The sequence below is a fragment of the Burkholderia sp. D-99 genome, from assembly GCF_011605345.1.
Taxonomy (GTDB): Bacteria; Pseudomonadota; Gammaproteobacteria; order Burkholderiales; family Burkholderiaceae; genus Burkholderia.
On sequence record NZ_JAAOXM010000002.1, the window covers coordinates 810073 to 831721 of the forward strand.

At 66.6% G+C, this 21649-nt stretch carries 16 protein-coding genes; 9 read left to right on the forward strand and 7 right to left on the reverse strand.

Annotated features, from left to right (window positions below; all coding sequences use genetic code 11):
- Positions 1-93: 93 nt before the first annotated feature.
- On the reverse strand, positions 94-1575 hold the full coding sequence (locus HAV18_RS10835) for an efflux transporter outer membrane subunit (protein WP_243771600.1): 1482 nt from the start codon (positions 1573-1575) through the stop codon (positions 94-96).
- A gap of 98 nt (positions 1576-1673) precedes the next feature.
- On the opposite strand from HAV18_RS10835, the gene HAV18_RS10840 reads away from it, so the two are divergent.
- Both HAV18_RS10840 and HAV18_RS10845 read left to right on the forward strand, forming a co-directional pair.
- Positions 1674-2447 carry a helix-turn-helix domain-containing protein gene (locus HAV18_RS10840; protein WP_166955422.1) on the forward strand — a complete coding sequence of 258 codons (774 nt, stop codon included), beginning with the start codon at positions 1674-1676 and terminating at the stop codon, positions 2445-2447.
- A 102-nt stretch (positions 2448-2549) separates the two neighbouring features.
- On the forward strand, positions 2550-3605 hold the full coding sequence (locus HAV18_RS10845) for a LysR family transcriptional regulator (RefSeq protein ID WP_166955424.1): 1056 nt from the start codon (positions 2550-2552) through the stop codon (positions 3603-3605).
- On the opposite strand, the gene leuA is transcribed toward HAV18_RS10845, so the two are convergent.
- The gene (gene leuA, locus HAV18_RS10850; RefSeq protein WP_166956754.1) at positions 3523-5232 is read right to left on the reverse strand and encodes a 2-isopropylmalate synthase; all 1710 of its coding nucleotides are present in this window, start codon (positions 5230-5232) and stop codon (positions 3523-3525) included. The two genes, HAV18_RS10845 and leuA, sit on opposite strands and share 83 nt — an antisense overlap.
- 955 nt (positions 5233-6187) lie before the next feature.
- On the opposite strand from leuA, the gene HAV18_RS10855 reads away from it, so the two are divergent.
- From HAV18_RS10855 to HAV18_RS10865, 3 genes are all read left to right on the forward strand, one after another.
- Positions 6188-6577 carry a fucose-binding lectin II gene (locus HAV18_RS10855; protein WP_043178912.1) on the forward strand — a complete coding sequence of 130 codons (390 nt, stop codon included), beginning with the start codon at positions 6188-6190 and terminating at the stop codon, positions 6575-6577.
- A 118-nt stretch (positions 6578-6695) separates the two neighbouring features.
- Positions 6696-7532 (forward strand): fucose-binding lectin II, encoded by an 837-nt coding sequence (locus HAV18_RS10860; RefSeq protein WP_166955426.1) that lies wholly within the window; start codon positions 6696-6698, stop codon positions 7530-7532.
- 152 nt (positions 7533-7684) lie between these two features.
- Entirely contained in the window at positions 7685-8524 is an 840-nt protein-coding gene (locus HAV18_RS10865) for an AraC family transcriptional regulator (RefSeq protein ID WP_166955428.1), read from the forward strand.
- 82 nt (positions 8525-8606) lie between these two features.
- Here HAV18_RS10865 and HAV18_RS10870 read toward each other — a convergent pair whose 3' ends face one another.
- Both HAV18_RS10870 and HAV18_RS10875 read right to left on the reverse strand, forming a co-directional pair.
- Entirely contained in the window at positions 8607-11906 is a 3300-nt protein-coding gene (locus HAV18_RS10870; protein WP_166956756.1) for an autotransporter outer membrane beta-barrel domain-containing protein, read from the reverse strand.
- 473 nt (positions 11907-12379) lie between these two features.
- On the reverse strand, positions 12380-13753 hold the full coding sequence (locus HAV18_RS10875) for a M23 family metallopeptidase (RefSeq protein ID WP_166955430.1): 1374 nt from the start codon (positions 13751-13753) through the stop codon (positions 12380-12382).
- 332 nt (positions 13754-14085) lie between these two features.
- Here HAV18_RS10875 and HAV18_RS10880 point away from each other — a divergent pair, with 332 nt between their 5' ends.
- On the forward strand, positions 14086-14955 hold the full coding sequence (locus HAV18_RS10880; RefSeq protein WP_166955432.1) for a mechanosensitive ion channel family protein: 870 nt from the start codon (positions 14086-14088) through the stop codon (positions 14953-14955).
- Positions 14956-15035: 80 nt separating this feature from the next.
- Here the strand turns inward: HAV18_RS10880 and HAV18_RS10885 are convergent, their stop codons facing one another.
- The 3 genes from HAV18_RS10885 to HAV18_RS10895 form a co-directional block, all read right to left on the reverse strand.
- Positions 15036-16169 (reverse strand): branched-chain amino acid ABC transporter substrate-binding protein, encoded by a 1134-nt coding sequence (locus HAV18_RS10885; protein WP_166955434.1) that lies wholly within the window; start codon positions 16167-16169, stop codon positions 15036-15038.
- Between the two features lie 76 nt (positions 16170-16245).
- A complete protein-coding gene (locus HAV18_RS10890) occupies positions 16246-17322 on the reverse strand; it encodes an ornithine cyclodeaminase (RefSeq protein ID WP_166955435.1) in 1077 nt (358 codons plus the stop codon).
- Positions 17323-17382: 60 nt separating this feature from the next.
- Positions 17383-18420, reverse strand: coding sequence for a histone deacetylase family protein (locus HAV18_RS10895; protein ID WP_166955436.1), 1038 nt, complete (start codon positions 18418-18420; stop codon positions 17383-17385).
- Between the two features lie 115 nt (positions 18421-18535).
- Between HAV18_RS10895 and HAV18_RS10900 the strand changes: the two genes are divergently transcribed.
- The 3 genes from HAV18_RS10900 (at position 18536) to mqo (ending at position 21550) form a co-directional block, all read left to right on the forward strand.
- Positions 18536-19024, forward strand: coding sequence for an Lrp/AsnC family transcriptional regulator (locus tag HAV18_RS10900; RefSeq protein WP_166955438.1), 489 nt, complete (start codon positions 18536-18538; stop codon positions 19022-19024).
- A 65-nt stretch (positions 19025-19089) separates the two neighbouring features.
- Complete coding sequence (locus tag HAV18_RS10905; protein ID WP_166955439.1) at positions 19090-19377, forward strand: hypothetical protein; 288 nt, start codon at positions 19090-19092, stop codon at positions 19375-19377.
- A gap of 529 nt (positions 19378-19906) precedes the next feature.
- Positions 19907-21550 carry a malate dehydrogenase (quinone) gene (gene mqo / locus HAV18_RS10910; protein WP_166955441.1) on the forward strand — a complete coding sequence of 548 codons (1644 nt, stop codon included), beginning with the start codon at positions 19907-19909 and terminating at the stop codon, positions 21548-21550.
- Positions 21551-21649: the final 99 nt, after the last annotated feature.

Genomic DNA, 21649 nt, shown 5'->3' on the forward strand with positions numbered 1-21649 from the left:
GGATTCACGAACGGCTGGTTAGGGCCTGTTCACGCTAATAACGGGCTTGCGCTGGCCCCACGAATGAATTTTTCCAAAACAGGGGAACGTGCCCTAACGCTGCCAGCCGCCCCCCAGTGCCTTGAAGACGGCGACCTGATCGAGCGCGATCTGCTGCGTCGACGCGGCCAGCGCCGCATCCACCGAAACGAGGCTGCGCTGCGCGTCGAGCACGCCGAGAAAATCCAGCGCGCCCGCGTCGTAGTTCAGTTCGGCGAGCCGGTAAGCGCGGGCGTGCTCGGCGCGCGCGGTTTCGAGCGCGGCCTTGTGGCGCCACTCGGCGCCATATCGTGCGAGCGCCTGTTCGGTTTCCTTCAGCGCGCGCAGCACCTGCGCATCGAACGACGCGCGCGCGGCGGCATCGTCCGCGCGTGCCTGTGCGAGCTGCGCGCGGCTCGCCGCGAGATTCGGAAAGCGCCAGGTAATCAGCGGCCCGACGCCCCACGCAATCGCGTACTTGTCGCCGAGCGACGACGGATCGCCGGTCGTCGACAGCCAGTTCACCGAGCCGCCGAGCACGATCGACGGATACAGCTCGGCCGTCGCGGCACCGATCCGGGCGTTCGACGCGGCGAGCCGGCGCTCGCTTTCGCGCAGGTCGGGCCGGCGCCGGAGCAGCGCGGCACCGTCGCCGACCGGAAACGGTCGCGCCAGCGCCGGCGTTGCACGGCAAAGCGCGGCGGCATCGGGAATCGAGCCGGGTGCGTGTCCGGTCAGCACCGCCAGTTCATACAGCGCGGCGCGGCGCGCACCCGCGAGCACCGGGAGTTCGGCACGCGTATCGTCGGCGAACGCGCGCGATCGCGCGACTTCCAGGTCGGACACCAATCCGTGCGCGCGCTGCCGCGCGGTCAGCGCGGCGAGGCGGTCGGCAATCGCGACCGAGCGCTCGGCCACGTCGATCCGCTCACCGTACGCGCACGCCTGCGCATAGGCGGCCGTCGTCTCGGCGGCGACCGCGACGCGCATCGCATCCGACGCAGCCTGCACGGCCTCCGAATCGGCACGCGCGGCATCGACGAGATAGCCGACACGCCCCCACAGATCGACTTCCCACGACAGCGCGAACGATGGCGCGAAACCCCAGCGCGTGCGCGCATCGGTGCCCTTCGCGCTCGCGACGATCTGGTCGGGCGCGTGCTTGCCGTAGTCGACGCCGAAGCCCGCTGTCGTATCGGGCAACCGCGCGGCGCCCGCTTCTTCGAGCACGGCGCGCGCACGCGCGACGCGCGCCGCGGCCACCGCGAGATCGCGGTTTTGCGCCAGCGCTTCGCGCACGAGGGCGTCCAGCGCCGGATCGTCGAACAGCTGCCACCAGCGATCGGGCAACGCGCCGCCGGACGCGACGGGTGCATCGGTCGCGGCGTCGAACGGCGCGTGATGTGCCGCATCGATCGACGGCGGGCGATATGGCGCGCCGACCGAGCAGGCGGCAAGCGTCGCCGCGCTCAGCAGCGTGGCGGCAATGCGCGGCGCGCAAGACGCGGCGGCAACGGGTAAATCGAAGGAAAGCGAAGCAAGGAGCGAGGTGCGCATCGTGCAGTGGCAGTCGAACAAACGATGGGCCTATGGTAATTTCGACCCATTCAGTCGATCTCGCGCGCAAAGCGCATTCGTCGTCGAGAAAAGGACAAGTGGACCCATTTTTCAGTGCGCTCGAGCGCAAGGACAAGCACAAGCAGATCGCGGTCGTCGCGTCCGACGCGGCGTCCGGCGTCCTGTATCCGCCGCATTCGCACCGGCACGGCCAGCTGATTCACGCGATTTCCGGCGTGATGCTCGTGCATGCCGATGCCGGCAGCTGGGTCGTGCCGACCGGGCGCGCGGTGTGGGTGCCGGGCGGCACCCAGCACGAGATCCGGATGGCCGGCGACGTGCAGATGCGCTCGGTGTTCGTCGCGCGCGAAGTGCGGCCGAGCCTGCCGGGCGAGTGCCGCGTGATCGAGGTCGGCACGTTGCTGCGCGAACTGATCGTGACCGCGTGCGAACTGCCGGCCGACTACGACCTGTCGCATCGCGCGGGGCGCGTGCTCGCGCTGATCCTCGACGAAATCGAAATCGCACCGCTGCTGTCGCTGCATGTGCCGATGCCGCGCCATCCGACACTCGCCGCGCTGTGCACGCAGCTGATCAACGACCCGTCGTCGGCCGTCACGCTGCAGTCGTGGGCGCGCGATGCGCACATGAACGAGCGCACGCTCGCACGCACGTTCAAGCGCGAGACGGGCATGACGCACGGCGCGTGGTGCCGCCATGCGCGTCTGCTGCTGAGCCTGCCGCGCCTCGCGGCCGGCACGCCGATCCTCGAACTCGCGCTCGAACACGGCTACGACAGCCCCAGCGCGTTCGCGGCGATGTTCCGCAAGGCACTCGGCGTGCCGCCCAGCGAATACTTCCGGCGGCGCTGAACCGCATTGTCCGTTTCGCGACGATCGATCGCAGACCTGCGCGCGCGGCGCGACGGGCCGCTCGCTACAGTGACGGCATCGCACGACACTCGCGCCACGCCGATGGATCTGATTCAAAGCATGCACGTTTTCGTCACGCTCGCCGACGCCGGGACCTTCACCGAAACCGGCAAACGGCTCAACCTCACCACCGCGCATGTCAGCCGCACGATCGCGTCGCTCGAGACGCATCTCGGCATCCGGCTGCTGAACCGCACCACCCGCTCGATGTGCCTGACCGAAGCCGGCGAACGCTATCTGGCGCGTGCACGCGACATCACGCTCGCCGTCGACGCGAGCGAACGCGAAGCGCGCGGCGCACGGCTGCATCCGCATGGCCGGCTGCGCGCGCACTGCAGCGCCAGCATCGCGAACCGTTTCGTGATTCCGCTCGTCGCGCGCTTCCAGGCGCGCTACCCGGACGTCAGCGTCGACCTGACGCTCGCGCCGCAGGTGCCGGACCTGATCCGCGACAGCTACGACGTCGCCGTGATCGCGATGCCGAGCCTGCCGAGCTCCGATCAGGTCGCGATCGACGTCGGGCGGATCGGCAGCGTGCTGTGCGCCGCGCCCGCGTATGTCGCGCATCATGGTATGCCGGATACGCCGCGCGCACTCGCTCGGCATCGCTGCCTGCAACTGGTCGCGCCCGCCTACCCGGCACGCGAATGGACACTGACGCGCGGTGCGGATTCGGAAACGGTCACGTTCGAGCCGACGATGACAGCCGACGTCGCGGCCTCGCTCGCGATCGCGGTACGGGAAGGGGCGGGAATCGGCCTGCTGCCGGAGTTCGTCGCGGTGGACGAGCTGCGTTCAGGCGCGCTGGTGCGTGTGCTGCCCGATTACCGGGCGGAGGAAGTGGGTGTGTTTCTGGTGTATCCGTCGCGCCGGCATCTCGACGCGAAGACGCGCGCGTGGGTGGATTTCATGAAGGTGGAGCTGCGTGCCGCGCTTGCCGGGCCGCGCGGCGGCAACCGCGATGGCGACAACGCGACCGCGCCGGACACCGCCGGCGCGGTCGCCACGACTCCGCTTACGCGACGGCCCTCACCGCGGGCTGCGCGGCAAAAAACGTCGCCTGCGCCGCTTCGTCCGCGCGTGCATACGCGCGGTTGACGCCGCTGATCACCGCGCGGATCGACGCGGTCGTCAGGTTCGCGTCGATGCCCACGCCGAACGCGCTGCCGCGCACGCCCGTGCCGGACAGTTCCGCGATCGCGATCGCCTTCGCATCGGCGCCCTGCGACAACGCGCGCTCCTCGTAGTGCTGGATGCGCAGCGGCGTGCGCAGCGCGTGCATCAGCGCGTCGAGCGGGCCGTTGCCTTCACCGCGCAGCACGCGGCGCTCGCCGTGCACGTCGGCGGTCAGCACGATCGACTCGCGGCCGTCGCGCTCGGTCAGCTCATGGCCGACATAACGCAGCGGCGCATCGCCTTCCACGTATTCCTGCTGGAACAGCGACCAGATCTGCGCGCTCGTCACCTCGAGCCCGCTGTCGTCGGTCAGGCGCTGCACGGCCGCGCTGAAGTCGACCTGCAGGCGGCGCGGCAGCGCGACGCCATAGCTCTGCTCGAGCAGGTACGCGATACCGCCCTTGCCCGACTGGCTGTTCACGCGAATGATCGAGTCGTACGTGCGGCCGACATCGCTCGGATCGATCGGCAGGTACGGCATTTCCCACACGGCGTCGGGTTTCTGCACCGCGAAGCCTTTCTTGATCGCGTCCTGATGCGAGCCGGAGAATGCGGTGAACACCAGGTCGCCGACATACGGATGGCGCGGATGGATCGGCAACTGCGTGCATTCCTCGGACGTGCGCGCGACTTCGTTGATCTGCGAGAAATCGAGGCCCGGATCGACACCCTGCGAGTAGAGGTTCAACGCGAGCGTGACCAGATCGACGTTACCGGTGCGCTCGCCGTTGCCGAACAGGCAGCCCTCGATCCGGTCCGCGCCGGCCATCACCGCGAGCTCGGCCGCCGCGACCGCGGTGCCGCGGTCGTTGTGCGGATGCACGGACACGATCAGCGCATCGCGACGCGCGAGGTTGCGGTGCATCCATTCGATCTGGTCCGCGTAGAAGTTCGGCGTGCCGACTTCGACCGTCGCAGGCAGGTTCACGATCGCCTTGTGCTCCGGCGTCGGCTGCCAGACGTCGAACACGGCGTCACAGACTTCCTTCGCGAAATCGAGCTCGGTCGCCGTGAAGGTTTCCGGGCTGTATTGCAGCGTGAAATGCGTGTCGGTCGCGGCGTCGGCGAAACGCTTGATCGTGCGCGCGGCGTTCACCGCCAGCGTCTTCACGCCGTCGCGGTCGAGGCCGAACACGATCTTGCGGAATTCCGGCGCGGTCGCGTTGTACAGGTGCACGATCGCGCGCTTCGCGCCGCGCAGCGAGTCGAAGGTGCGCTCGATCAGGTCGTCGCGTGCCTGCGTAAGCACCTCGATCGTCACGTCGTCGGGAATGTGGCCGCCTTCGATCAGCTCGCGCACGAAGTTGAAGTCGGTCTCGGACGCCGACGGGAACGCCACCTCGATCTCCTTGAAGCCGATCGCGACCAGCATCTTGAACATCCGCATCTTGCGCGCCGCGTCCATCGGCTCGAACAGCGACTGGTTGCCGTCGCGCAGGTCGGTGCTCATCCAGATCGGCGCTTGCGTGATCGTGCGCGTCGGCCACATGCGGTTCGGCAGGTTGACGGGCGTGAACGGTCGGTACTTCGTCGCGGGGTTCTTCAGCATCATGATGTTCGGTCCTCGGTCGGTATGTCGGGAAACCGCGGCGCGGTGGCCATCCGTCGTGATGGCAGGCTGCGCGCACAGCGGTGAAACGGTAGAAAACGGCACAACGGCAAAGCGGTACGGCAAACGACAGCCTTGGCGGTTGAGCGACCGGGGACGGAGCGGAACGATTCGGAAGAAAGACGAACTCAGGCGCCAGTCGACAACCGGGGCCAGGTCGGTGATGCGGGGGAAATCTGGCGCTTCAGGAAAGAAGCAGATGGAAAGCGCGCAGCCGCAGACCCAGCCCGGAGAAACGGACTAGTAGTCGTAGCGAGAAGAGGGGCTGGGCGGCTTGCATGGCCGAAATCAAATCACAGGGTGAGGGGGGCTGTCAACGGGCTGAGCGCAAATGGCGTCGAATTTGATCGTTCAGAATCAGTCCTGTCCGATAGGCGACGCGCAGCCCCGTCGATATGCTTCTTGGGTGCGGCGCCGGTGGAGCCCCTGTTCACGTTCGGAGTGAGTGGGTCAATGTACTTCGCCGGTTGCCGCACCCCCTTCCTGTTGCGATCGGGTTTCGGCGTGGGCGTTCGGTGGTGGCCGGTGGGCGCGGCCACACGACAGAGATGCTGATGTTGAAACGACAACGCTGCCATATGCGAGCGTCGAGCGCCTGCCCCGAAACCCCGATTTCCCCGATTTCCCCGCCTTTCCCGATCCGCCTGCGCGACCGCGCATCGTTCCGAAAAGCGATACACGCGCCAATATCATTTCCCGAATATCCCAAAACACCGTCAATTGAATTCGATTCATTCAATCAAATCGTATTCACTTTCGATTGACTGAACAATAACCAGCAAACTGCGATTATTTTTTTATTTATTTTTCGACATGCTTTCCAGACCGCGTTTCAAACTGCAACCGTTTGCACGACGCGGCGAGACGCCTCACCACTGTTCATCAGGAGGAAAGCATGGCCGATTCTCAAACGTCTTCCAATCGCGCCGGCGAATTTTCGATTCCGCCGAATACCGATTTCCGTGCGATTTTCTTCGCGAATGCCGCTGAACAACAGCACATCAAGCTTTTCATCGGCGACAGCAAGGAACCCGCCGCGTATCACAAGCTGACGACGCGCGACGGCACGCGTGAAGCCACGCTGAATTCCGGCAACGGCAAGATCCGCTTCGAGGTGTCGGTGAACGGCAAGCCGTCGGCTACCGACGCGCGCCTCGCACCGATCAACGGCAAGAAATCGGACGGCTCGCCGTACACGGTCAACTTCGGGATCGTCGTGTCGGAAGACGGCCACGACAGCGACTACAACGACGGCATCGTCGTGCTGCAATGGCCGATCGGCTGATCGATCGCCCCGCCAATTGACCGACGACCGCCGGGCCGCCTGCAAGGCAGCCGGGCGGTTGCGTGTCGAACACACGAAGCCAGCCAACCGAAATCCGTTTCGATCTCAGGAGACCGTCATGCCCATCCTTTCGGCATCGATCAACAGCGCGCCCGTAGTGACATCCGAAGCCTACGTCGACATTCCGGGCCTACATCTCGACCTCGCGAAAGAGAAGATCCGCGACGGCAAGCTGCTCGTCACGCTCAACGTGCCGACGCCGTATGCCACCGGCGACAACTACCCCGGCGCCTATTTCGCAATTGCGACTGACAAGGGCATCGTCGCGGACGGCTGCTTCACCCACTCGGAAAAAGCCCCCGCAACCAGCGGACGCTCGCCGTTCACGCTCGTCGTCGCCATCGACGTCGACAGCGGCGTCACGTTCGTGAAAGGCCAGTGGAAAAGCGTGCGCGGCAGCACGATCCATATCGATTCGTTCGCGAGCCTTTCCGCAATCGGTGAGACGGTCGGGCAATCGTCGTCGCACGGCAGCGGCAATCAGGGGGCCGAAACCGGCAGCGGCAACACGGGCACCGGGGGCGCCGGCAACATCGGTGGCGGCGGCGAACGCGACGGCACGTTCAATCTCCCGGCCAACATCAAGTTCGGCGTCACCGCGCTCGCGAATGCGGCGAACGAGCAGACGATCGACATCTACATCGACGACAACCCGAAACCGGCCGCCACGTTCAAGGGCGCCGGCACGCACGACGAGAACCTCGGCACCAAGGTGCTCGACTCCGGCAAGGGCCGCGTGCGCGTGATCGTGACGGTGAACGGCAAGCCGTCGCGGCTCGGCTCGCGACAGGTCGATATCTTCAAGAAGTCGTATTTCGGGATCGTCGGCTCGGAGGACGGCACGGATGACGACTACAACGACGGCATCGTGTTCCTGAACTGGCCGCTGGGCTAAGTAGCGCCATCCTGCCTGCCGTCGCCACGCCGCCCGGCGTGGCGACCTGTTTCAGTGCGCCCGCCGGTCCACTCCCCGCCGCGCCGCAAGAACGATCAAATGCCCCCGCCGCCGATACCATATAGTCCGCCCGACACCCTCATTGGCACACCATGAACCCGGTAGGACAAGCACTCTGGTTTATCGAAACCAAACTGGACAGGGAACTGACGCTCGACAGGATCTCCGCCAATTGCGACATGACGCGCTTCGGCTTCTCGCGCCTGTTCTCGATGAACACCGGCTGGCCGGTGATGCGCTATGTCCGGTCGAGGCGGCTGACGCGCGCGGCGCACGCGCTGGCGCAAGGCGCGCCGGACATCCTGCACGTGGCGCTCGATGCCGGTTATGGCTCCCATGAGGCGTTCACGCGCGCCTTCCGCGATCTCTTCGGCGTCACGCCCGAGGACGTGCGGGCACGGCGCACTCTCGACGGGTTGTCTCTTGTGGAGCCGCTACGCATGAAAGAACTGAAACTCATCGCCGTGACGCCGTCACGCTTCGAAGTCGCCGAAAAGCGGCTGATCGCGGGCATGAGCGACCAGTATACGTTCGAAACCAACGAAGGGATTCCGGCGCTCTGGCAGGCGTTCATCCCATACATCGGTACCCTTCCCGGCCAGGTCGACGACGTGACGTACGGCGTGTGCTGCAACCCGGATGCGGACGGCAGCTTCGAGTACATCGCGGGCGTGGAGGTGAAGACTCGCGACCGGTTGCCTGCGCCGTTCCGCTGCGTCGAACTCGAACCGCAACGTTATGCAGTCTTCGAACACCGCGGGCACATCTCGACGCTTCACCAGACCTTCTACAGCATCTGGAACGGCTGGCTGCCGACGTCGGGGTTCAAGGCGGTGGACGCGCCCGAGTTCGAACGCTACAGCGACGACTACGATCCGGTTACGGGTGCCGGCGTGCTTGAAATCTGGTTGCCTGTCGAGAAATCCGCGTGAGCACGTGAGTGCATGATCTGCACCGATCGGCCGCGACGTCGCTCGCCACGGCCGATCGATCAACGCATCATCGCCATCGAAATCACCACGCCCAGCGCACGCCCGCATTTCCGGTAATCGTGCGCTGATGCTCGCCGCCAAGGTTCGTCAGGTAGCTTACCGTCGCATACACGCTGCCGCGCTTCGTCAGCTGCGCAACCAGCCCCGCGCCGATCTGCCCGGCCGTCTGCCCGACCTGCGTGCCGATCGTCGTCGAACCGCCGAACGTCGTCTTGTCGTCGGTGCCGAACGAGCGCAGCACGTTCACGCGCAGATACGGCTTCCAGCTCACGCCGTTCGCATCGAACGCATATTGCAGCCGCGCGCCGATCCGGCCGAGGAAGGTATTGCCGTTGTTCCATGCGATGCTCGACACGCCGTCGTTGAAACGATCGAGCGACAGCCATTGCCACACGAGCTGCGCCTGCGGTTCGAGCGTCAGCCCGTAGCCGAGCGCGATCGGCAGCCCTGCCTCGACCGACCCCGTAAACGCGTTGCCGTTCGTCGAGCCGTTCACGTTGTCGTTCGAATGCGTGCGTACGGTCAGCGCGCTGCCCATCAGCACGGCGTCCGTGTACCAGCCGCCCGGGCCGATATGCGTCCAGTAGCCGCCGAGGTTGTACGAGTTGATCTGCAGCGAGCCGACGCCCAGGTCAGGCTGGGCCAGCGCGAAACCGTTCACGTCGCCGACCGCGCGCGAGAAGCCGAGGAAGAAGCCGTAGTGATTGCGATGGCCACTGGCGCCGGTGTCCGCGTACAGATCCTGGCCGACCTGCATCCCCCACACCGTGCCGTCGAACGACGGCGTCACGTCGCCCTTCTGCATGATGTTGCTGTTGCCGCCCCACACACGCGCCCATGACGCGGGCATCGGGCCGTTTTCGCTCAGCAGCCCCTGTTCGCCCTGCCGGTCGTGGAACGTGTCGATCTGCAGCAGCCCGAGCTGGCGCGCGACGGCCGGCGCTTCGGCGTAGAGCGGCACTTCGGGGCGGTAGATCGGCTCCGGATTGCCGCCGGTGCCTGCATCGGTGACGGCTTCGACAATCGATTCGGGCGTGCCTTCGGCCGGCGTGACCGGCGTCACGGGCGGCGGTGTCGGTTGCCCCGGTTCGACGACCGGCGGCTCCGGCTTCGGCGGCACCGTATTGCGCAGGTACCAGCTATCGCCGGTGCCGGTCGCCGCACCGCCCTTCGCGAGGAAGTACGAATATGCGCCGGCGCTCACCGTGCCGCCCGACAGCGTGAACGCGCCCGCGCTCGACGTCGCGCCGTTGGTCGCCTGCACGACCTGGATGCCGTCGCCGGTCGTCTGCGCGCCCGCACCGCCGACGTTCGTCACCTTCAGCGTGCTCGAACCGCTAGCCGTACCGCCGCTGACGATCAGCTTGTCTGACGGCGCACCATCGCCGGCGAGTGTCGTGTTCAATGCGATCTTCGCGTTCTGGCCGACGTAGTTGCCGGCGACCGTCAGTGTGTTGCCCACGCCACTGCCGCCGAGCTGCACGAGCCCCGCGTTCGTCAGGTTGCCGTTGATCTGGAAATTGCCGGTCGCGCCGCTCGCGAGGCTGGCAAGTGCATTCGCCACCGAGATCGTGCCGTTGTTCGTCACGTTGCCCGTGACGCTGCCGTAGCCGCCGAGCGTCGCGCCCGACGCCACCGTCACCGGCCCGCCGCCGCCCAGCGCCGCCGACGCGCTCGTGCCGTCGCCGACGATCACGGTGCCCACATTGACGTTCGTACCGCCCGCATAACTGCTCGTTCCGTTCAACGTCAGCGTGCCGCTGCCGAGCTTCGTCAGCGAACCCGCGCCCGTGATGCCCTGCGTCAACGTCGAGTTGAAGCCCTGCGTATCGATCGTGCCGTTGTTCGACGTGATCGACACCGCGCGGCCCGACGCGAGATTGAACGCGCTGCCGAGCTGCAGCGTTCCACCGTTGAAGGTCAGGCTTCCTGACGATGCGCCGAGCGCGTTGTCGGCCGCGACCGACAGCGTTCCCTGCGTGATCGTCGTGCCGCCCGAATACGTGTTGCCGCCGGCGGCAGAAGGCGCGACCGTCAACGTGCCTGCGCCGGTTTTCTCCACCGCGCCCGCACCGCCGATCGTGCCCGTGTACGTGCCGGCACTGTCCTGCTGGAAGCGCACGAGGCCGTTGTCGGTGACGGACAGCGGCAGGTTCGACGCATTCGCCTGCAGCGTCGCGCCCGCGTTGACGGTCGCGACGACGGACGCCGTCGTCGTGCCGAGCGTGCCGGTGAGATTCAACGTGCCGCTCTGCACGAGCGCGGTCGAGAACGTGCCGGTGCCGGCCCACGTCCAGTTCGTGCCGGCCATCGTCAGGCTCTGGAAGTTCGTGAACGCGTTCGACGCGGTGCCCGTGCCCTGCAGCGTCACGGTGTTGGTGCCGCCGCCGCCGTTCGCGGTGCCGACGATCTGCGAGCCCGTCTGCAGGATCAGCGTCACGTTGCCGTTGCCGCCCTGGATCGCGGTGCCGCCACCGCCCTGGATCAGCCCCGCGTTGGTGATCGTCGTCGCGCCGTTGGTCGAGCGCACGCCGATGCCGTTGTTGCTGATGATCCTGCCGCCGGCCTGGTTCGTGATCGTCGCGGTAAACGAGCTGCCGAGCGTGTTCGACACGACCGCGTCGACACTGCCGCCGCTCGTCGCGGTGCCCGTGGTCTGGATCGTGCCGCTGTTGACCAGCGTGTCGTTGTTGCCCTGCATGTAGACGGCCGGCGCATCGCGGCCGTTCGACGTCAGCGTACCGCTGTTGGTGATCGTGCCGTTGCCGCCGAGCAGCGACGCCGCGCGCGCGTTGTTGCCGGACGTCGTCACGGTGCCGGTATTGACGATCTGGTTGCCCGCCGCACCGGGATTACTTTGCCCCCACGCGGCCGTCATCCCGTACGAGTTGTTGCCGGTGGTCGTGATCGTGCCGTTGTTGACGAGCGTGTTGTTGTTGCCGTTCGCCGCCATCCCGTCGTTGTACTGGCCCGTCGTCGAAATCACGCCGGTTGCGGCATTGGTGAGCGTATTGCCGTTGTTCACGCCGAGCAGCACCGCGCCGCGGTTCGCGACGCCCGTGCCGTTGCCGGACATCGACAGGTTGCCGTTGTTGGTAATCGCGCTCGACGTGTCGACGGAAAACGGCGTCGGCGTGGACGCCAGCACATAGCTGCCCGTCACGGTCGAATCGAGGTTGATCGTCACGTTGGTACTGCCGGCCGCGGCCACGACCGACGGCACATTGGCGCCGGAACACGTGACCGTCGTGCCGCTGCCCGGCACGGCGGCCGAACATGCCGCATAAGCCCCCACCGGTATCGCACCGGTCAGGATCGCCATCCCACCCAAACCCAGGTTCCGCGCCTTTCTTTTCATTTTTCGGCTCGCCTTTATTGGTGACGTTATTGCTGCAAATCGGTGCGTGAACCGGGTTATATCACCTGCCTTGAAATAATCGCAAGATCCGAGCGCGTGATATTGGAAATCAGCGCGGGATTAATTTCGCATTCGGAAATAACGGGAATCGCCGCGCTGTTGCGTCGCGGCAAATCTTGTGTGACAGGCGTGGCGGGAATGCGGGGCGGAAACCGGTTGAATTTGCCGGTTTTTATGAAAGACTCAAAAGCGTTGAAGAATGCGAATCGGGCAAGCCGGAAAATTTGACGTCATTCGACGATCAATTAATCGTGCGTTGGCTGCCGGTCATTCTGCCATGCTGCTGCGCACGATATCCGGCCACCGAAGCGGCCGGCGGGCGCGTTGATGCGCGCCTGCAACGATGCCGGCCGCCGTGGCCGGCATCTGGTCAGCCGTCAGCCGGCGGGCGATGCTGCCGGAGCCGACATCGCGACCGGCGTCGACCACGCAGCCGACGCCAGGCGCGTGCGCGCGTCGAGGGCCACGCGGTTGAACGCGACCCGCCGTTCGCCCTTCAGCGTCGCCGCTTTGGCGGCCTGCACGAGTTCGACCGGGTCGACGAGACGGTCATGCCGCCGTACCTCGAAGTGCAGATGCGGCCCCGTGGCCGTGCCCGTGCTGCCAACCGCGCCGACTCGCTGGCCGCGCGCGACCCGCGTGCCGGTTCGCAGCGTCGGCTCGAATGCCGACAGGTGCGCGTAGTACGACGCATAGCCGCCGTCATGGCGAATCACCACGTACTTCCCGTAGCCACGCGGCTCGGTGCCGATGAACGTCACGACGCCGCGCTCCGATGCATGAACCGCACGGCCTGCCGGCGCCGCAAGATCGACGCCCGAATGCACGTGACGCGCGCCGCTCACCGGATGCACGCGCGTGCCGAACGGCGAGCTGATCCGCTTCGCGGCGACCGGCATCGCAAACCGGGCGCCGGCGAGCGGCATGCCGTCGAGGTCGTAGTAAGCGCCCCGCGAGCCCGCTTGCGGCGCAAACCACACGCCCGTCACGTGCTGCCCGCGAAAGCGGATGTCGAGCGCCGTCACGCGCACGCGGCCTGGCCGCGTCGCGCTGCCGTCCGGTTCAAATGCGACGCGGAAGGTGTCGCCGATCCCGCCGCGCAGCTTCGGATCGATGCGTCCTGCGAGCATGCGGACGATTTGCGCGGCGACGCCGGCCGGCAGCTCGGCACGTGCCAGCGACGTGTGCAGGCTGCCGGCGATCGTGCCGGCGCGCGTGCCGCGATCCGGCTCGGCCAGCGTGAACGGTTCGGCCGATGCCAGATCGACTGCGCCCCGTTCGAACGCCGGCTGCGTGACCATCGAGGGCAACGCCGACGCCAGCCCGTAGTCGAACCGCGACGCGTAGCCGCGTTCGACCGCATCACGCGCCGCATCGCACAGCACGCGGTAGGCAACGCATGCGCCGAAGCGAGCGACCGGATCATCGCGACCGGTGCCCGTCGACATGTTCGACGCATGCAATGGATACGCGATATCGAGCGGCGCTGCCGCCGATGCGCGCAAGCCGCCCCACGCCGTCCGCGCGGAACTGTAAAAGGGCACGTCGACAAGGTCGGTCGTTTCCGCCGTCACCGGCGCGAGGGGCGCGGCGTCGTGAGCGGCCTGCGCGGCCGCACCGTGAACGCCGGCCGCGCAGGCCGTCGCGATGACGCCGCGCAACAGCACACGACGAATCGGGAAACACGAGGCGCCGCGCCGGGCGGGTTGACCTTGTTCGCGTGCGAGACGGAAACGCTGGTCGAACCGCATGACGTCGTCACTCGCTATCAATGAAAAATCGGGAAGAAACCGGATATCGCGGAGGAACTGGCATCGCGAACCGGCAACCTGAAAGCGAGTGTATCGGCGTCCCTGAAACGGCTAAATAGGACAAATCTTATTTTCAGGAACCTTCGCTTAGTACACGAACGAAATCCCGATCGCGCCGTCCGACAGCATGCCGCTCGGACCCCATGCATGCATTCGCGCGAACCATCGCATGGCGTTTGCAGTCGAAGGCTGCCTGCGCGCGAACCCGTGCCTGCCCGAACGCGGCGGGACCCTCGCGTATCGCGCAACCTGTCACCCAACCGGAATCCCGCATGTTTCTCGATCAACTTCATCCGGAACGCTGGACGTTCCTGTGGAACGCGCTGTCCACCCTCTCAATCAAGCTGTGCGCCGGCCTCGCGCTGCTCGTCGCCGGCTGGTGGCTGTCGAAACGCCTCGGCAACTGGCTGAACCGGCTGCTGGCGAACAAGGAGCGCGTCGACGACACGCTGCGGCCGATCCTCTGCGACGTCGCCGTGTGGGGCATCCGGATCGTCGCGATCGTCGGCGCGCTGTCGCAGCTCGGCATCGAGACCGCGAGCATCGTCGCGGTGCTGGGCGCGGCCGGCCTCGCGATCGGGCTCGCGCTGCAGGGCACGATGCAGAACATCGCGGCCGGCATCATGCTCCTGCTGCTGCGGCCGTTCAAGGTCGGCGACTTTATCGACGGCGGCACGGGTGTCGCGGGCACCGTCGACGAAGTCGGGCTCTTCATGACGCGGCTGACGAAGCCGGACGGCATCTGCGAATACGTACCGAACAGCGCGCTGTGGGGCAGCTCGATCCGCAACTACACGCGCAATCCGACGCGCCGCCTCGATCTCGAAGTGGAAGTGTCGGTGCACGACGATATCGATCGCGCGCTCGATGCGCTGCGTGCGTTGGCCATCGCCGATCCCGACGTGCTGCAGGAACCGGCGCCGGACGTGATGGTGATGCGCTTCGACGACAGCACGGTGGTGGCGAACATGCGCGTATGGACGCACACCGACACGTTCTGGGCGATGCGCTGGCGCCTCGCGCGCCAGGTGCGCCAGACCCTCGCCGATGCGAACTGCGCGCTGCCGATCCGCACGCGCGAGCTGCATATCGTGCACGATGCGGAGCGCCGAGCCGACAGCACGCGAGCACGCGCGCTGTAAACAGCGAAGGCCGCGAAGCCTGTTCCGCTTCGCGGCCTTCGCGACATCAAGCGCGACGTCAACGCAACGCCACCGCTGCGTCACATCTTGACGATATCCAGCAGCGCCTTCTTCCCGCTCTTGTACGTGAACACCGAGATCGCGCCGTGCTTCAGGTCGCCCTGCGGCGTGAAGCTCGTTTCGCCGATCACGCCGCGATAGTCGGTGGCCGGCATCGCGGCCAGCACCTTCGCCGGGTCCGTCGAGTTCGCGCGCTTCATCGCGTCGACGATGACGTACACCGCGTCGTACGAGAACGGCGCATACACCTGCATCGGCTGGTGGTAACGCGTTTCGTAGCGCTTCGCGAACGCCGCACCACCCGGCATCTTCTCGAGCGCGATGCCGGCTTCGGAGCACACGACGTTGTCGGACGCCGGGCCCGCGAGCTTCGGCAGGTCGGTCGAGCACACACCGTCGCCGGCGAGGATCTTCGCGCGCATGCCGAGCTGGCGCGCCTGCTTCGCGAGCGGGCCGCCCGTCGCGTCCATCCCGCCGTACATGATCGCGTCCGGGTTCGCGCCCTTGATCTTCGTGAGGATCGCGCGGAAGTCGATCGCCTTGTCGTTGGTCGCGTCACGCGACACGACCTTCATGCCGGCTGCCTTCGCGGCCTTCTCGAACTCGGTCGCGAGGCCCTGCCCGTACGCGGTCGAATCGTCGACCACGGCCACCGTCTTGATGCCCATGTTCTTCGCCGCATACATCGCGAGCGCCGGCCCCTGCTGCGCGTCGGTCGCGACGACGCGATAGGTCGTCTTGAAGCCCTGCTGCGTGTACGTCGGGTTGGTCGCGGCCTGCGAGATCTGCACGACGCCGCCGTCGCGATACACGCGCGACGCCGGAATCGACGTGCCCGAGTTGTGATGGCCTACGACACCGACGACCTTGTCGTCGACGAGCCGCTGCGCGACCTGCGTCGCGGTGCGCGGGTCTCCCGCGTCGTCCTGCGCGTCGAGCTGCAGCGTGACCTTCTTGCCGCCGATCACGAGCCCCTTCGCATTGATTTCCTCGACCGCAAGCCGCGCGCCGTTCTCGCTGTCCTTGCCGAGATGCGCGATCGCGCCGGTCAGCGGCGCGACGTGGCCGATGCGCACGATCTCGTCCGCGTGCGCGGGCAGCGCGCACGTAAGCGCCGCCGCCGCGGCGAGTGTCGTCATGGGATGTCGAAGCATGTCTGTCTCCTGGTCAGTCTCGTGGGTCCCGTTCAACGCGGGACGTGTTGTGGTTCGGATGACGAATCGGTTTCGGTCAATGGCGCAGCGCGGCCTGCACCGCATGGCCCGCCGCGGCCGGCACGTTGCCGGTCTCGCCGCGCACGGCGACGCCGTACAGGTCCTTCGGATCGCGCGGCACGGGAATCAGGTCGAGCTCGATCCCGATGTCGCGCTCGCGCGCCGCCGCGTTCAGGTAGCGCAGCGCCGAGAAATCCTCGAGCGCGAAGCCGACCGAATCGAACACCGTCACCTGTGCATCCGATTCACGGCCCGGTTCGGCACCCGACACGATCCGCGCGAACTCGATCACCGGAAAATCCGCCGGCATCTGCTGGATATCGCCTTCGATGCGCGTCTGCGGCTCGTATTCGACGACGACGCGCGCACGCCGCAGCACGTCCGCATGCAGCTCGGTCTTGCCCGGGCAATCGCCGCCCACGGCGTTCACGTGCATCCCGTCCTCGATCATGTCCGGCGTCAGGATCGTCGCGTTGGTCTTGTCCGCGGTGACCGTCGTCACGATGTCCGCGCCGCGCACGGCATCCGCCGCCGATGCGCAGCGGATCACGCGCAGCCCCGCGAACGGCGCGAGGTTGCGGATCAGCTTGTCGGTCGCGGCCGGATCGATGTCGAACACGCGCAGTTCGTCGATGCCGAGCATCTCGTGGAACGCGATCGCCTGGAATTCGCTCTGCGCGCCGTTGCCGATCAGCGCCATCGAACGCGCATCGGCGCGCGCGAGAAAGCGCGCAACCAGCGCGGAGGTCGCGGCCGTGCGGATCGCCGTCGTCAGCGTCATCTCGCTCAACAGCAGCGGATAGCCGGTATCGACGTCGGCCAGCACGCCGAACGCCATCACCGTCAGCAGGTCGGCCCGGGTGTTCTTCGGATGGCCGTTCACGTACTTGAACGCGTACAGCCGCGCGTCCGAGGTCGGCATCAGTTCGATCACGCCATCGGTCGAATGGCTGGCGAGGCGTGCGGTCTTCTCGAACGTCTCCCAGCGCCGGTAGTCCTGCTCGATATACGAGGCCATCGTCGTCAGGATCTGCGTCATCCCGACTTCGGCCACGAGCGTCGACACGCTCGTCACATCCAGGTATCGCGTCATGCCCTTGCTCCACGGTTGCGGCGGCCGGTGGGCCGCCGTTTAAACGGTCGGCGCCGCGCGTTACGCGCGCCCTTCGAATCCCAGCAGCACGTTGACCGCATTGATGCCGATCTCGTCGACCATGTAGCCGCCTTCCATCACGAACAGCGTCGGCAGGTTCAGGCGCGCGAGCGCCGCGCCGATGCGCAGGTAGTCGGGCGAGCGCAGCCGGAAATGGCTGATCGGATCGTGCTCGAAGGTGTCGACGCCGAGCGACACGACGAGCGCGTCGGGCGCATGCGCGGCGATCGCCGCGGCCGCGTGGTCGAGCGCCGCCGAGTAGGTGTCCCACAGCGTGCCCTTCGGCAGCGGCAGGTTCAGGTTGAACCCTTCGCCCGCGCCGGTGCCGCGCTCTTGCGCATAGCCGGAGAAGTACGGGTACGACACCGCCGGTTCGCCGTGGATCGACGCGAACAGCACGTCCGCGCGATCGTAGAAGATGTCCTGCGTGCCGTTGCCGTGGTGGAAATCGACGTCGAGCACCGCGACGCGCGCGGCGCCCTGCGCGATGCAGTGCTGCGCGGCGATCGCCGCGTTGTTCAGGTAGCAATAGCCGCCCATGTACTCGCGGCCCGCGTGATGGCCGGGCGGGCGGCACAGCGCGAACGCCGCGCGCGCCGCGCCGCTCGACAGCAGGTCGGCGCCGGTGAGCGCCGAGTTCGCACTCGCGCTCACGGCATCCCACGTGCCCGCGTTGATCGGCGCGCCGGCGTCCATCGCGTAGAAGCCGAGCTTGCCGTCGATGAACGCGGGCGGCGTCGCGGCGGCCGGCATCGCGCGCACCGGCCACACGAGCGGCAGCGCCTGGCAGGTTCGGCCCGTCGCGGTCCACTCGTCCCACGCGCCGGCGAGGAAATCGACGTAGCGCGCGCTGTGCGCGGCCGCGTAGTGCGCGCGATCGAACGGTTTCGGCGCGATCACGTCGCCCAGGCCGGCGGCGCGCACCTGCGCGAGCACCGTTTCGGCGCGAAGGGGGTTTTCGAACGAATCGGTGATCGCGCCGTCTTTCAGTTCGACGCCGCGATGCAATTGGTGATCGCTGCTGTAGACCGTGAGCATGGTTATCTGTTGCGGTGAGGGTGGCAACAGTTTATTGACGGCGACCGGCAATAGCTTTGCTTTTGACGCGCACCTTTCGTACAATTTTGAGAAAACCGCCTACGGAATCCCGGAAATGAGCAAAATTCGCGCTTCGGCCGAACTGGATGGCGTCGACCGCGCCATGCTGCGCCTGCTGCAGGACGACGGCGCGCTGTCGAACGCGACGCTCGGCGAGAAGCTGTCGCTGAGCGTCACGCCCTGCTGGCGCCGCCGCAAGCGGCTCGAGGACGAAGGCGTGATCACCGGCTACCAGGCGAATCTCGACCGGCGCGCGCTCGGCATGAACGTGTTCGCGTTCGTGCAGGTGACGTTCAACATGCATTCCGACCAGGATTCCGATCACTTCGAGGACGTGATCCGGCAACACGACGAGGTGCTGTCGTGCCACAAGATCACCGGCGCGGCCGACTACATCCTGCAGGTCGTCGCGGCCGATCTCGACGCGTATGCCGAATTCGTCGAGCGCGTGCTGCGCAAGCAGGGCGGGGTTTCGTCGATCCAGTCGAGCCTCGCGTTGCGCGAAGTGAAGTTCTCGTCGCGCGTGCCGGTGCCGGGCGGCTGAACGATGCGGCGAACGCACGGGCCGTCCGCCGATTCTCCGAATACTCATCCCATGGAGCACCACCTATGATGCGCTTCACCCCTTCCCTGTCGCTGGCCGCCACGCTGGCCTGCGCGTTCGCATTGAGCGCCTGTGCGGCACCATCCGCGCCGCCGGCTCAAGCGTCGGCGCCGCCCGCACCGCCGATGGTCGGCGGCGATCGCGACGCGCACGGCTGCATCGGCTCGGCCGGCTATTCGTGGTGCGAAGCAACGCAACAATGCGAGCGCCCGTGGGAACTGGCGAAGCAGAAGGGCTTCGCGAATTCGGCGCAAGCGTACGACCAGTTCTGCCGGAACGGTGCCGCGAAGTAAAGTGACGTGACGTCACGCGATCGTGTCGCGGCGCGCTGCCGCGACACGACACAATATTCCCCGAAAACCCCTCCCGATCCCGCGCAGTTATCCACACGTTTCCCGGTTCCGCCGACCGTCATTCCGGAAACCCGGACACGCAAAAAACCCCACGAAAGCAACGGTATTTTTCGTTTGTGACACAGCAAACGAGTTCGGTTACATTACGCGCCCCTTGCCACCCCGCCCCCGCAAAACGCGTCGCGCGCGGCCTCTTTCCACGCAGCCTGAAGCGCGTTCCGCGCAGGCTTGCCGCAAGGGCCCGGGCGCGTTGTGCGCCACTGTGACGCAGGCGCTTGCCTGCCCGCAGGAAGCCGATCCGAAGGTGTCCTTCCCGACGGTTTCGCGTGCGCAAATGCAACGGCGCGCGGCGACGATCCGGAATTCCGGATTCGCGATCCGGATCTCCGGATCCGCGTTTCACCGCGGTCGACACGCGCGCCGGGCGGCTTGGCAAACCGATGCATCCAAGTTGAAAAAGGGATCTGCTGTGATCAAAACGTTACGGGTAATACTGTCGGCGCTCGCGCTGTGCGTCGCGACATCGTCCGCGCACGCCGCCGATACGAAGAAGGTCGACGTCCTGCTGGTGGGCGGCGGCATCATGAGCTCGACGCTCGGCGTCTGGCTGCACGAGCTTCAACCTGACTGGTCGATGACGATGGTCGAGCGCCTCGACGGCGTCGCACTGGAAAGCTCGAACGGCTGGAACAACGCCGGCACCGGCCACTCGGCCCTCGCCGAACTCAACTACACGCCGGAGAAGGCGGACGGCAAGGTCGACATCTCGAAGGCGATCGAGATCAACGAGTCGTTCCAGATCTCGCGCCAGTTCTGGGCGTGGCAGGTCAAGCAGGGCGTGCTGAAGAACCCGCGCTCGTTCATCAACTCGACGCCGCACATGAGCTTCGTGTGGGGTGACGACAATGTCCGCTTCCTGAAGAAGCGCTACGAGGCGCTGCAGGCCAGCCCGCTGTTCCGCGGGATGCAGTATTCGGAAGACTACGACCAGATCAAGCAGTGGGTGCCGCTGATGATGGAAGGCCGCGACCGCAACCAGAAGGTCGCGGCAACGTGGACGCCGATCGGCACCGACGTGAACTTCGGCGAAATCACGCGCCAGTTCGTCGGCTACCTGAAGACGCAGCCGAACTTCACGCTGTCGCTGTCGAGCGAAGTGCGCGAGATCACGCGCAATGCCGACGGCACGTGGCACGTGACGTGGGTCAAGCTGCACTCGGATGAACCCGCGCAGTCGGTCGACGCGAAGTTCGTGTTCATCGGCGCGGGCGGCGGTGCGCTGCACCTGCTGCAGGCATCGGGCATCCCCGAGGCGAAGGACTACGGCGCGTTCCCGGTCGGCGGCTCGTTCCTCGTGACGGAGAACCCCGAGGTCGTGAAGCAGCATCTCGCGAAGGCGTACGGCAAGGCGTCGGTCGGCTCGCCGCCGATGTCGGTGCCGCACCTCGACACGCGGATCATCGACGGCAAGAAGATCATCCTGTTCGGGCCGTTCGCGACGTTCTCGACCAAGTTCCTGAAGAACGGTTCGTACTTCGACCTGCTCAAGAGCACCAACACGCATAACGTCGCGCCGATGATGCGTGTGGGCGTGGACGAATTCCCGCTGGTCCAGTACCTCGCCGGCCAGCTGATGCTGTCCGACGACGACCGCTTCAACGCGTTGAAGGAATACTTCCCGAACGCGAAGAAGGAAGACTGGCGCCTGTGGCAGGCCGGCCAGCGCGTGCAGATCATCAAGCGCGACCCGGTGAAGGGTGGCGTGCTGAAGCTCGGAACCGAGATCGTCAGCTCGCAGGACGGCAGCATCGCGGGCCTGCTGGGTGCGTCGCCGGGTGCGTCGACGGCTGCACCGATCATGCTGAACCTGATGAAGAAGGTGTTCAAGGACAAGGTCGCGACGCCCGAGTGGCAGCAGAAGATCCATCAGATCGTGCCGAGCTACGGCACGAAGCTGAACGACAGCCCGGCGAAGGTCGTCGAGGAATGGACGTACACGAGCGACGTGCTGCAGCTCTCGCCGCCGCCGAAGATCGACATGGCGACGCCGTCGCAGGCGACGGGCACGGCCCCGGCGCGCCCGGCGAAGGCCGCGGCCGACATGGCGCTGTAACGCGTCCGGCCCCGATTCGCCGCACCGCACGGCCGCCCTCCGGGGCGGCCGTTTTACATGGCGGATGGGGATGGAGCGGCGTGCTTCGTGCTGCGGGGG